General features: G+C 59.6%; 12 protein-coding genes. 11 read left to right on the top strand and 1 reads right to left on the bottom strand.

Annotation, left to right across the window (positions count from 1 at the left end; translation table 11 throughout):
- Positions 1-148: 148 nt before the first annotated feature.
- The 11 genes from HZ993_RS23930 (at position 149) to HZ993_RS23880 (ending at position 12,649) form a co-directional block, all read left to right on the top strand.
- Positions 149-1,600: a DUF4139 domain-containing protein gene (locus HZ993_RS23930; protein WP_209395185.1), complete on the top strand. Its 1,452-nt coding sequence runs from the start codon at positions 149-151 to the stop codon at positions 1,598-1,600.
- Positions 1,601-1,730: 130 nt separating this feature from the next.
- Complete coding sequence (locus tag HZ993_RS23925) at positions 1,731-2,255, top strand: DUF6622 family protein (protein ID WP_209395184.1); 525 nt, start codon at positions 1,731-1,733, stop codon at positions 2,253-2,255.
- 62 nt (positions 2,256-2,317) lie between these two features.
- Positions 2,318-3,844 carry a 3-hydroxyacyl-CoA dehydrogenase PaaH gene (paaH, locus tag HZ993_RS23920; RefSeq protein WP_209395183.1) on the top strand — a complete coding sequence of 509 codons (1,527 nt, stop codon included), beginning with the start codon at positions 2,318-2,320 and terminating at the stop codon, positions 3,842-3,844.
- Positions 3,837-4,160 (top strand): 2TM domain-containing protein, encoded by a 324-nt coding sequence (locus HZ993_RS23915; RefSeq protein ID WP_209395182.1) that lies wholly within the window; start codon positions 3,837-3,839, stop codon positions 4,158-4,160. The genes paaH and HZ993_RS23915 overlap by 8 nt, the downstream gene beginning before the upstream one ends.
- Positions 4,157-5,203 (top strand): sensor histidine kinase, encoded by a 1,047-nt coding sequence (locus HZ993_RS23910; RefSeq protein WP_209395181.1) that lies wholly within the window; start codon positions 4,157-4,159, stop codon positions 5,201-5,203. The genes HZ993_RS23915 and HZ993_RS23910 overlap by 4 nt, the downstream gene beginning before the upstream one ends.
- A gap of 3 nt (positions 5,204-5,206) precedes the next feature.
- Positions 5,207-6,028, top strand: a complete 822-nt coding sequence (locus HZ993_RS23905; RefSeq protein ID WP_209395180.1) for a LytTR family DNA-binding domain-containing protein — start codon at positions 5,207-5,209, stop codon at positions 6,026-6,028.
- An 18-nt stretch (positions 6,029-6,046) separates the two neighbouring features.
- Positions 6,047-6,637, top strand: coding sequence for a hypothetical protein (locus tag HZ993_RS23900; RefSeq protein WP_209395179.1), 591 nt, complete (start codon positions 6,047-6,049; stop codon positions 6,635-6,637).
- Between the two features lie 238 nt (positions 6,638-6,875).
- A complete protein-coding gene (locus tag HZ993_RS23895) occupies positions 6,876-8,015 on the top strand; it encodes a branched-chain amino acid ABC transporter substrate-binding protein (protein WP_209395178.1) in 1,140 nt (379 codons plus the stop codon).
- A gap of 179 nt (positions 8,016-8,194) precedes the next feature.
- Positions 8,195-9,472, top strand: coding sequence for an HD-GYP domain-containing protein (locus HZ993_RS23890; protein ID WP_209395177.1), 1,278 nt, complete (start codon positions 8,195-8,197; stop codon positions 9,470-9,472).
- Between the two features lie 10 nt (positions 9,473-9,482).
- Entirely contained in the window at positions 9,483-11,312 is a 1,830-nt protein-coding gene (locus tag HZ993_RS23885) for a glutamine--tRNA ligase/YqeY domain fusion protein (RefSeq protein ID WP_209395176.1), read from the top strand.
- A 38-nt stretch (positions 11,313-11,350) separates the two neighbouring features.
- Positions 11,351-12,649: a P-loop NTPase fold protein gene (locus HZ993_RS23880; RefSeq protein WP_209395175.1), complete on the top strand. Its 1,299-nt coding sequence runs from the start codon at positions 11,351-11,353 to the stop codon at positions 12,647-12,649.
- Here HZ993_RS23880 and HZ993_RS23875 read toward each other — a convergent pair.
- Positions 12,604-12,876, bottom strand: a complete 273-nt coding sequence (locus HZ993_RS23875) for an NYN domain-containing protein (RefSeq protein WP_245213755.1) — start codon at positions 12,874-12,876, stop codon at positions 12,604-12,606. The two genes, HZ993_RS23880 and HZ993_RS23875, sit on opposite strands and share 46 nt — an antisense overlap.
- Between the last annotated feature and the right edge of the window lie 107 nt (positions 12,877-12,983).

Raw genomic sequence — 12,983 nt, 5'->3', positions numbered from 1 at the left:
TCCTTAAGCAAAAAATGGCCATAGCCCGCGAGAAATATGACTAGTATGCTCTTATATTTGTAGCAGTTACAAAGCCAATTGCAGCGCATCGGGGCTTGGCATACAGTCAGAGCCCTATTCTCCACTACCCACATGGACTGAAACCCTTATGCACAGACCCCTTCGCGCCTCCCTGTTCACGTTGACCCTCATCGCCGGCGCCACCAGCTTGGCCCATGCCCAGACAGAAGAGCAGCGCAGCACGCTGGCCGACCAGCAAGAAGTGGCCGTCACCATCTACAACGAAAACCTGGCTCTGGTCAAAGACCAGCGCAAGATACAACTCAAGCGTGGTGCGTCCAATCTGGCCTTCCGCGATGTCAGCGCCCGTATGCGGCCCGAGACCGCACTGCTGCGCAGCACCACGGCGCCGGGCAGCGTTTCGGTGCTGGAGCAAAACTTTGACTTTGACCTGCTGACCCCGCAAAAGCTGCTGGAGAAGTATGTGGGCCGCAATGTCAGCATCATCCGCACCAATGTCGCCACCGGGCAAGAGACCACCGAGCAGGCACAGGTGTTGTCCGCCAACAGCGGTGTCGTGATGAAGATTGGCGACCGCATCGAGACCGGAATCCCTGGGCGCATCATCTACGGCGACGTACCCGCCAACCTGCGCGACCGCCCCACCCTGGTCATGGCGCTGGACAATGCCGGCGCCCAGCAGCAAGACCTGGAGCTGAGTTACCTGACCGGCGGCCTGGCCTGGAAGGCCGACTACGTGGTTGAGCTCAATGCCGCTGAAGACAAACTCGACATCTCCGGCTGGGTCACGCTAACCAATACCAGCGGCGCCACCTACCGCAATGCCAAGCTGCAACTGGTGGCGGGGGATGTGAACCAGGTCGCACCCCAGAGGGAGATGCTGATGCGCGCGGTGGCTGCCCCCGCTCCCGCCATGGCAAAGGCCAGGAACGACATGGTGGAAGAGTCACTCTTCGAATACCACCTCTACACCCTGACCCGCCCCACCACGATTGCCGAGAACCAGACCAAGCAGGTGTCGCTGCTGTCCGCCTCTGGCGTACCGGCGCGCAAGGAGCTGCTGCTCAAGGGTAATGACTATTACTACCAAAGCAGCCACGGTGACCTGGGCCAGAAGATGAAGGTGGGTGTGTTTGTGGAGTTCGACAACAAGGAGACCGCCCAACTGGGCATGCCACTGCCCAAGGGCATCATCCGCGTCTACAAGAAAGACAAGGCTGGCAATGCCCAGTTCATTGGTGAAGACCGGGTGGACCACACCCCCAAAAACGAAACCGTGCGCCTGAAGCTGGGTGACGCCTTTGACGTGACCGCCGACAAGAAACAGACCGACTTCAAAAAACTCAGCGGCACCAGCAAATACAACTACGTGTTTGAGAGCGCTTACGAGGTGGTGCTGAAAAACGCCAAAAAAGAACCCGTGGTGGTGACCGTGCAGGAACCCATGCCCGGCGACTGGCAGGTGCTCTCCAGCAGCCTGCCGCACACAAAGGGCTCCAGCAATACCGCAGTATGGAAGGTCACCGTGCCTGCCGAAGGCAATACCAAGCTGGTCTATCGCAGCCTGGTGCGGTTCTAAGCCGTCATTTCGCGCCGCGCCGGGGCGTTTGGCGGCGTGTACAGGCGATAACGTCGCAAGGCAGTTCTCGATGGGGAGTGGCGCTGGCAAAGTCCAGCCAACGCCACACCAATCCTCCAGGAGAAACACCATGCTGATGCAAATTTTGACCAACACACCCAACTGGGTTTTCGCCGTATTCGGCATCCTGCTGTGTCTGGGCATCAACCAGATGCGTACCCGCACCGTGGGCCTGACCCGCTCCACCATCGTTCCACTGGCCATGACGGTTCTGTCTTTGTACGGTGTCGTCTCGGTTTTTGGCGACACCCCCCAATCCCTGCTGACCTGGGTGGTCGGCGCGGCGCTGGCATTTGCGCTTTACAGCTCCACGGCCCGTGCAAACCAGATTCGGTACGACGCAACCAGCCGCACCTTTGTGCTGCCTGGCAGTGTGGTGCCGCTGATTCTATTCATGGGTATCTTCCTGACCAAATACGCCGTGGGTGTCAGCACACGGTTGCAGCCTGCGCTGGTGCATGACAGCAGTTTTGCGTTGAGCTTGGGTATGTTGTACGGCGCATTCAGCGGCGTGTTTCTGGCCCGTGCCACCCAGCTGTGGCGTGTAGCCCTGGCCCAGCCCCGGGTTGACGCACACAAGACTTCGCTGGCCTGAATGCCGCACTGAGACCCGCTACCATTGCGTCGCCCGCCACCCGATACCGAAGGACGCCCACCGTGACTGCAGCCCTGCCAACCGCTTCCACCATTGCCGTCATAGGAGCCGGTGCCATGGGGGCCGGCATTGCCCAGGTGGCGGCAGTGGCCGGGCACCGGGTGCAACTGCTGGACAACCGCCCCGGGGCCGCGGCAGACGCCATCCGCAGCATCCAGGCCCAGATCAGCAAGCTGGCCGACAAGGGCAAACTCAGCCCCGAGCGGGCGGCCCAGGCCAGAAGCAACCTGGTGGCGGTGCAACAGCTATCGGACCTGGCTGGTACCAGCCTGGTGATCGAAGCCATTGTGGAAAACCTGCAGGCCAAACAAAACCTGTATGCCGAGCTGGAAGGCATTGTGGGTGAGAACTGCATCTTTGGCACCAATACCTCGTCCATCTCGGTCACCGCCATTGGCGCGGCGCTTAAACGCCCCCAGCGCCTGGCCGGCCTGCACTTCTTCAACCCGGCGCCGGTGATGGCGCTGGTTGAAATCGTCTCCGGCCTGGCCACCGACCCTGCCGTGGCCGCCACGCTGTTTGCCACGGCCACCGCCTGGGGCAAGACCGCGGTGCATGCCAAATCCACCCCGGGCTTCATCGTCAACCGCGTGGCCCGGCCTTACTACGGCGAAGCCCTGCGCCTGTTGACCGAAGGCGCGGCCGACTGTGCCACCATCGACGCCGTGATGCGCGAGGCCGGTGGCTTTCGCATGGGGCCGTTTGAGCTGATGGACATGATTGGCCACGACGTCAACTACGCCGTCACCTGCTCGGTGTGGAACGCCTTTTACAACGACCCGCGTTTTCTGCCGTCTCTGGTGCAAAAGGAGTTGCTGGATGCCGGCTTCCTGGGCAAGAAAAGTGGTCGCGGTTTTTATGACTACCGCGAAGGCGCGTCCAAGCCCGCGGCACAAACCGAAGGCCCACGCGCCATACCCACCGGCATTACGCTGTGCGGCGATTCCGCCGCCGCGCAGGCCCTGGCCCAGCGCCTGACCCAAGCCACTATCCCTTTCGACACAGCACCAACTGCCGACGGCCGTATAGCCCAGGTCAACGGCGCCGTGCTGTTTGTCACCGATGGCCGCAGCGCCACCCAGCGTGCGGCAGACAGCGGCCTGGCCAACGTGGTGCTGGTTGACCTGGCTCTGGACTACGCCACGGCCACCCGCCTGGCCATGACCTGCGCAGCGCAGTGTTCAGACGGTGCGGCAGACGCAGCCATTGGGCTCTTGCAAGCCGCGGGTCTGCAGGTGTCTCGCCTGGCCGATATACCCGGCCTGGCTGTGATGCGCACCGTGGCCATGCTGGCCAACGAGGCCGCAGATGCGGTTTACCAGGGCGTGTGCTCCGCCACCGCGGCCGACGCCGCCATGCGCCTGGGTGTGAACTACCCCAAGGGCCCACTGGCCTGGGCCGATGCCGTGGGGCTGCCCACCATCCGCACGGTTTTGACCCACCTGGGAGCGAGCTACGGCGAAGACCGCTACCGCCTGTCACCACTGCTGCAACGCCACGTATTCGCAGGAAAGACCATCCATGGCTGAACCCTACACACCCAAGGCGCCGCTCAGCCCCGAAGAGATTGACCGCCTGGCGCGCAAACGTGCGGGGGCCAAGTTGGGCTGGTTCATCCATGCGGCGGTGTTTGTCATCGTCAACCTGGTTGTGTTTTCGCTGTCGCAATACGGCTTTGGCCGCAGACCCTGGTCGCTGGCGCCCTTTCTGGGCTGGGGCCTGGGACTGGCACTGCACGGGGTTTCCGTCTGGCTGCTGGGCGCCGGTGGCTCCTTGCGTGAACGCATGGTGGACAAAGAACGCGAGCGCCTGCAGCGCGCGCAAGACAGGCGCAACCAACCATGAAATTTTTCTGGATTGAAAAGCTGCAGGCCTTCTTGCAAACGCTGGCCTTTTGCCTGGGCATTGCGGCCATCCAATACGCCTTTCGGCCCGAGCGCTCCTACGAAATCCCGCTGGTCTATTCACTGGCCATAGGCTGCTCTAGCTGGGCGGTGATCGACTTTGGCCGCCATCTTGTGGCCAACAACCAGGACACCGGTTGGCCGGAAGGTTTCTGGGGCAAGCTGTTCCCGGTGCTGGGCATCGTGGCGGGCTTTGCCATCGGCACATCGCTGGCGGATTGGTGGTTTGGCTGGTCTACCTGGGCCAATGCCTCGCGCCGCAACCTGATGCTGTCGGGCCTGATGTCCTTCTGCATCGGCACCGTCGTCACCTACTACTTCTATAGCAAGGGCAAACACGCCCACCTGGAACAAAAGGTTGCCGAGGCCAAACACCTGGCTGCCGAATCGCGGCTCAAGCTGCTGGAAACCCAGCTGGAGCCCCACATGCTATTCAACACGCTGGCCAACCTGCGCGTGCTGATTGCCATTGACCCGCAGCGTGCCCAGGACATGCTGGACCGCATGGTGGCCTACCTGCGCGCCACACTCAGCGCATCGCGCGCCAGCAGCCATGCGCTACAACTGGAATTTGACCGCCTGCATGACTACCTGGAGCTGATGGCCGTGCGCATGGGGCCCCGCCTGCACTACGAGCTGGACCTGCCCGCCGACCTGGCCGACCAGAACGTACCCTCGCTGCTGCTGCAGCCGTTGGTGGAAAACAGCATCAAACACGGCCTGGAGCCCAAGGTGGAGGGTGGTGCAGTCACCGTGCGGGCCTGGCGCGGTGGCAATAACATGCTCTGCCTGGAGGTCACCGACACCGGCGTAGGTTTTGACACCGCTGCACCAGGGTCCAACGGCTTTGGCCTGGCCCAGGTACGCGAACGCCTGGCCGCCGCCTACGAGACACAGAGCCGTGTAGAGCAAACCTCTGCCCCTGGCCAAGGCGCCACCACGCTGATACACCTGCCTTTGTCTGCCCCCACCACTAAAGCCTGACCCATGACGACCACCCCAACCGCACTGATTGCCGAAGACGAACACCTGCTCGCCCTGTCTTTACAGGCCGAGCTGGCCCGCGCCTGGCCCGCCCTGAAAGTGGTAGCCACGGTGGGCGACGGTGCCAGCGCCGTGCGCCAGGCCTTGGCCCTGTTGCCCGACGTGTTGTTCTTTGATATTCGTATGCCCGGCATGAGCGGGCTGGACGCCGCCACCGAATTGGCTGAGCAATGGCCTACCACCGGCCCAGGCGCCCGCCCCTTTCCGCAACTGGTGTTTGTGACCGCCTACGACCAGTACGCCGTGCAGGCCTTTGAAGCCCAGGCCATGGACTACCTGCTCAAGCCCGTACAACCCCCACGCCTGCAAAAGACTGTGGAAAAACTGCAGCTAGCCCTCGCCAAACCTGCACAGTCTGCTATTGATTTTGAAGCAACCCTGGGTCAGCTGCGCGGTCTGCTGGCCAGCCCCACCGCCCCGGCGGCAGCCACACCCGCGCCGCCCCTGACCGTCATACAGGCCAGCGTGGGCAACGCCATCCGCATGGTGCCCATCGCCGACGTCTTGTGTTTTGAGGCGGCCGACAAATACGTGCGGGTGCTGACCGCCGAGCGTGAGTACCTGATACGCACCCCGCTCAAGGAACTGCAGGAGCAGATCGACACCACCGTGTTCTGGCAAATCCACCGCGGCACCATTGTGCGGGCCCTTGCCATTGAAGCAGCAACCCGGGACGAGGCAGGCAAAATTTCGCTCACGCTGCGCGGGCTCAAAGAGAAGTTTGTCGTCAGCCGCCTGTACGCCCACCTGTTCAAGGCGATGTAAGGCCGGTAGGATGGTGTTATGTCTATCCAATACACCTCCGTAGCAAACCACCTGCCCGAGAGCAAGATGCGGCTTTACCCCACACAGGTCATCAACGTCATTGGTGGCCCGGGGTGTGAAAAATCGGTCATCACATCGGCCATAGTGCTCTACCTGAAGCTGCGGGAGAAGACCGTTGAGGTGATACCCGACTTTGCCAAATCACTGGTGTGGCAGCAGAACTTTGAAGTGCTCAAGAACCAGTATTTCATCGCCCAGCGCCAGTACCAGATGCTGAGCCTGCTGGACGGCCAGGTGCAGTTTTTGATCACCGAATGTTCGCTGCCCCAGGTGCTGTACTACAACGAAAACTACCTGGACAACATCTGCGACATCGCCAAGACCCGCACCCACATACTGGACTGGTACAAGCAGTGCAACAACGTCAACATCGTCGTGGCCCGCAGTGACCGCAAATACATCCGCACTGGGCGCTTCCAGGACGAAGAACAGGCCCGCGCCATAGACCGCGGCATGCTGGAGCTGCTGGACCGCGAAGAACTGCCCTACACCACGCTGCCGACCGACGTGGACACCATCAACGCCTTTGCTGCCACGCTTTTGGCGTGAGCCGGTTGCGCTGCGCCGAAGCGCCCCATCACGGTGAAAGCCGCCCCCAAAACGTGCGCCTGCGCCACATCTCGGGGCCTGAAATGGGCCTTTGAAAAGAAGCGATGCTTATACTTCATTAGGCATTTCAATAAATAGTCCGTATTAGTAGCATCCCTATGCGTTGGGACTTTTAGATGCGCTATCGTGTGGGCAGTGACACTCTCTGTGTTCACATCCTCTTACTACTGGAGAATTTATGCTGTTGAAGTTGAATATCGTTGCTGCTGCTGTTGTTGCTTTGTCTTCTGGCTTTGCCATGGCGCAAGAAGTTGTGACTATCGCCCACGTTGGCCCAACCAGCGGCGCCATCGCCCACTTGGGCAAGGACAACGAAAACGGCGCCAAGATGGCCGTGGAAGAACTGAATGCTAAGGGCGTCACCATCGGTGGCAAGAAAGTCACCCTGAAGCTGATGACTGAAGATGACGCTGCTGACCCCAAGCAAGGTACTGCAGTTGCCCAGAAGCTGGCTGACGCCAAGGTTGTTGGCGTGGTCGGTCACCTGAACTCCGGCACCACCATCCCCGCATCGCGCATTTACAGCGACGCTGGCATTCCCCAAGTGTCTCCTTCTGCTACCAACCCCAAGTACACACGCCAAGGCTTCAAGACAGCTTTCCGTATGGTGGCTGACGACGTGCATTTGGGCAGCACACTGGGCAAATACGCAGTCAACACCCTCAAGGGCAAGGCTATCGCCGTTATCGATGACCGTACTGCTTACGGCCAAGGCGTTGCACAAGAGTTCACCAAGGCTGTTGAAGCTGCTGGCGGCACCGTGGTTGCTAAGGAATTTACAACTGACAAGGCTACCGACTTCAACTCCATCCTGACCACCATCAAGGGCAAGAAGGCTGACGTCGTGTTCTTCGGCGGTATGGACGCTGTTGCTGGCCCCATGCTGCGCCAGATGAAATCTCTGGGCATCAATGCCAAGTTCATGGGCGGCGACGGCATCTGCTCCACCGAGCTGGTCAAGCTGGGCGGCGACGCTATCTCTGACAACCAGGTCTACTGCGCAGAAGCCGGTGGTGTTGAAGGCGCTGGCAAGGCTGGCATGGAGAAGTTCAAGGCCGCCTTCAAAGCCAAGTTTGGTACCGAAGTGCAAGTGTACGCACCCTACGTGTATGACGGCGTAAACGTCATGGTTGCTGCCATGGTCAAGGCTGGTTCTTCTGACCCTGCCAAGTACCTGCCTATCCTGGCTGCTACCAAAGACTACCAAGGTGTCACTGGCCCCATCACATTTGATGAAAAAGGCGACATCAAGAACGGCGCTTTGACACTGAAGACCGTCAAGGGCGGCAAGCTGTCTGACCTGGCTGTTATTCGCTAATCAGCACCTTGCATTGGCAACCCCGGTTGCCATAGCCAAACAGGGCGCACCCCAACGGGTGTGCCCTTTTTTTATGCACATGCCGGACGGGCGGCGCCCCCGCTGCGCCAAACGGTGTGTAAAAAGCAGGTTACATGTACGAAACTTGAACCACTGGCTCTCAACAGGAGTGTGGGTTCATGCAAGCAACAGCTACATCGGCAGCGGTCAACTTTGCGCCCGGCGATTCGCAGGCCAACCCGGACTTTTTGGCCGCCATCATCCAGGCCAGCGAGACCTATTCCATCGTCGCATCCCAAGACATTGTGGATGTGCGCGGCCTCAAGCTCTGGGCCAAGGGCCTGCCCGTATCGGCCGCGCTGCAGCAGCGCCTGCTGGAGCGCAAACTGCTCAACCCCATAGAAGCCTGCCTGATGGCCGAAGACGGCGTCACCCATTTCTCGCTGATGGAGCACCTGAAGGAATTTCTGGCCAGTGACCGCAGCATGGCCTACGCGCTGCGCCCCTATGCCCAACTGCTGGAGAAGCAGCTCAAACAAATCCCCCTGCACTCGGTAGCCCAGCTGCTGTTGACCACCGCCATGGCCACCCGCCCCGGCGCGCTGGACCATGCCGTGCAAGCCATGGCCCTTGCCGGTGGCATGGCCCAGGCCCAAAGCTTGCCCGTGGATGTGCGCCTGGCCATGGTGGGCGGCCTGCTGCATGACATTGGCGAGGCCTACATACAACCCCAATACCTGGATGGCGACGAACCGCTGGACCTGCTGGGCCACCAGCACATGATGGCGCACCCCCGCATCGCCCAGCTGCTGCTGGAAGCCACCACCGACTACCCCACCACCCTGTGCCGCGCGGTGGGTGAACACCACGAGCGGGCCAATGGCTCTGGCTACCCCGCCCGCCTGCACGGCGAAGACATCTCGCCGCTGGGCATGCTGCTGGCCGCGGTAGAGACCACCATGGGGGTTTCGCAGTCACCCACCGCGCCGCTGTTTCGCGCCAGCTTTGCACTGCGGGTGGTGCCGGGAGAGTTTCCATCGCGCTACAGCAGTGTGGTGTTCAACATGGCGCGCGATGCGCGGGAGAAGATCCCCACCAACATCCGCGTGCCGGCCGACGCCCTGCAACACATCAACGCCACGCTGGAAAAAGCCCGCCTGACCACCCAGGCCCTGCAGTCCCCCACCGGCAGCAAAGAACGCGCAGGCATTGTGCTGCTGGCCGACGACCGGCTGGCCCGGCTGCGCACCGCCTGGAACGCCCTGGGCGTGTGGGGCCTGGCGCCCGAGCAGCTCACCCCCCAAGACCATTTTGAGATGGACCTGGCCTGGGCCGAGCTGCGCCTGCGCCTGTTTGAGCTGCAACGCGAATGCATGTTGTTGGCAGAAAGCCTAAGCGAGGCAGAAAAGACCGAACTAACGCCCATTTGGGCCGACTTAAAGGTGCAGCACGCCTAAAATCGGGCGAATGAGCATTCCCACCCCCACCAACACCACCCCAACCGCCGCTACAGCGGCCACAGAAGCCGCCAAACCGAGTAATTTTCTGCGCCAGATCATCCAGAACGATCTGGACAACGGCACCTACGCCCAGCGCCGCTGGGCCGGAAGCCCTGGCGATGCAGCCCACCATGCCAAGGGCCAGCCAGACCCCGCCAAAATCCGCACCCGCTTTCCGCCCGAGCCCAATGGCTACCTGCACGTAGGCCACGCCAAGAGCATCTGCATCAACTTTGGTCTGGCGCGCGACTACAACGGCGTGTGCCACCTGCGTTTTGACGACACCAACCCGGAGAAGGAAGACGTTGAATACGTCAACTCCATCCGCGACGCCATCAAATGGCTGGGTTTTGACTGGAATGGCAGCGCCACCGCCGAGCCCTACCAGGCCAGCGACTACTTCGACTTCATGTACCAGGCCGCCGAATACCTGATCGGCGCCGGCTTTGCCTACGTAGACGAACAAACCGTAGAGCAAATGAGAGTCAATCGGGGCGACTTTGGCAAACCCGGCGTCGACAGCCCGTTTCGCAGCCGCACACCCGCAGAAAACCTGCGTATCTTCCGCGAAATGCGCGACGGCAAGCATGAGGATGGATCGATGGTGCTGCGCGCCAAGATCGACATGGCCAGCCCCAACATCAACATGCGCGACCCGGCCATCTACCGCATACGCCGCGCCACCCACCACAACACCGGCGACACCTGGTGCATCTACCCCATGTACACCTACGCGCACCCCATTGAGGACGCGCTGGAGCAGATCACCCACAGCCTGTGCACGCTGGAATTTGAAGACCAGCGCCCGTTTTACGACTGGCTGCTGGAGCGCCTGACCGAAGGCGGCCTGCTGGCCAGCCCGCCCCCGCGCCAGTATGAGTTCTCACGCCTGAACCTCACCTATGTGATCACCAGCAAACGCAAGCTGGCGCAACTGGTGTACGACCACAAGGTAGAAGGCTGGGACGACCCCCGCATGCCAACCATCGTCGGCCTGCGCCGCCGCGGCTACACGCCTGCAGCGCTGCAAATGTTTGCCGAACGCATTGGCGTGACCAAGAGCGACAGCTGGATCGACTACAGCACCCTGGAAGGCTGCCTGCGCGAAGACCTGGAGGCCAAGGCCCACCGCGGCTTTGCCGTGCTGAACCCGGTCAAGCTGATCCTGACCAACTGGGACGACGTGATGGGCGCCGGCCACCTGGAGCCCTGCACCCAGCCCGCCCTGCCCCACCTGCCCGAGGGAACAGAACCTCCACCCCCACGCCACTTCACCATCGGCAAAGAGGTGTGGATAGAGCGCGAAGATTTTGAAGAAGTGCCACCCAAGGGCTACAAGCGCCTCTTCCCCGGCAACAAGGTGCGCCTGAAGGGCGGCTACGTGATCGAATGCACCGGCTGCGTGAAAGACATTGACGGCGTCATCACCGACGTGCTGGCCACGCTAGTGCCCGACACCAAGAGCGGCACGCCCGGCAGCGACCTGGTCAAGGTGAAAGCCGCCATCACCTGGGTGGGCGTGGCCAACGGCGTGAACGCCGAAGTGCGCATGTACGACCGCCTGTTCTTGGACGCGCAGCCGGATGCGGGTGGCAAAGATTTCATCGAGAGTTTGAACCCGAACAGCCTGAAGGTAGTGACAGCGATTGTTGAGCCTTCGCTGGCGAATGCGCTACCTGATCAAAAGTTTCAGTTTGAGCGGCACGGGTACTTTGTGGCGGATCGAGTGGATCACGTGACGGGGTCCAAGCCGGTGTTTAACTTGGCGGTGGGGTTGAAGGATAGTTGGGGGAAGTGACGTCAGTTGCGTGTTTAAGGCCATAAGAAACAACACGTATGGATTTCTCTACGGATAACCTTGGCAGGCAGAAATTTGCCGATCTGTTGATTGGCTATGCAACACGTCTAGCCACTGTTCCTATATCTCCCGCCGGCCGTGTCATAGCAGTTGATGCACCTTGGGGCGCGGGAAAGTCGTGGATAGCAAGACGACTACCTAGCCATTTCGAGGCTGATAACCGAATTGGAACGTGCGTATATGTAGATGCGTTCCAATTCGACTACCACCAAGACCCGTTTGCCGTGGTCACTTCAGCGATTCTGGAGGGTTTCCAAAAACAACCTGCGGCAGTACGTAGCCTTAAAAATGCAGCGGTAAAAGTACTTAAGGTTTCTTTGCCAGCGATTGGAAAGGGCCTGATGAAGGCAGGTGGAAGAGCGATTGGTGTTGATACGGACGACTTCGTTGGAGAAATCGTGGACGCAGGTACTGACGCGAGCGATAAGGCAATCGAACAAATGCTCGACACGTTTTCAAAAACAAGTGCCACAACTGCCGCATTTAAGGAAAAACTATCAGAGTTGGCAAATACAAGCGAAAACTGCTCGCCATTGGTTGTAATTATTGATGAGCTCGACCGTTGCCGCCCCAGTTATGCGCTCGAATTGCTCGAAAGAGTAAAACACCTCTTTGACGTTAAAAATGTAGTATTTATTTTCTTTGTTCACACGCCCGCACTGCACAGTGCCGTGCGAAAGACATACGGCCAAGATATCAATCCATCCGAATATCTGAAGAAATTTTTTGCAGTCACAGTTGGCCTACCAATTGCCCAGAAGCCGGACTACAAAAAATCGGACCAAACTGACTTCCTTGCCGCGTTTCTCTCCGCACAGTATGGTGAGCCCGAAGGGGGAAGCCGTGACCGCGAAGTCCATTTTCGTCGCAGCCTCTGTGTGTTTGCACCAATGTTTCAAGCCAGCTTCCGCGACTTAGAAAGCGTTATGCTGCTTTGGAATATTTCGCTTCCAAATATCAATCTGGACCCACAGTTAGCGGCTTATGCGTTGTTATTGAAAGTGAAAGATCCATCAAAAATTGCTATTCTAAAAGTCAAAAATCCAGTCGCCTACAGGACTGAATTTGAGAGACTCGGCCCAGTCGAACAGTATGAAGATGGACTGATTGCCTTCGTGCGCGATATCTTCTTGCTCGCGTTTGATGAAACCGCGGCAAAAGCCAAACAGGGGTCTGAGCAAAAAATGAGCTACTACTCAATCGAAGACTACAAGCAAGGCCTTAGAGATCTTCACCGCATCTTTTTCAATCTCGATTTGGAATACATCCGCTTATAAAAAAACTGGCGCTGCGCAACAAAAGTGTTTCTTCTTGTCAAGCATTGTTTGAGTTTTGTGTTCTTAAAATTATCCACGCTGCCGGTGTGCAGCACCTCTTTCCAGCCCTTGAGGTTGGTGGTGGTCCAGTCGCCATACGCGCGCTTGATGGTGACAGTGCCGTAGCGCGACACCTCGGCCAACAGGTACTGAATGATGGATGCGTGCGCGTTGTCGGCGTTGATCACGACGGCTAGCTTCTGGTTGGCGTTGGTGGCTATAGCAGACTCTCCCTTGGTTTTCGCTGGTACAAGGTTTGAATTGCTACGTTTTTAATAGCTTCTCGTTAATATTC

It is taken from the genome of Rhodoferax sp. AJA081-3, from assembly GCF_017798165.1.
In the GTDB taxonomy this organism is placed as follows: Bacteria; Pseudomonadota; Gammaproteobacteria; order Burkholderiales; family Burkholderiaceae_C; genus Allorhodoferax.
The sequence above is the reverse complement of the archived record's forward strand: the minus strand, read 5'-3'. Positions and strand labels throughout refer to the sequence as shown.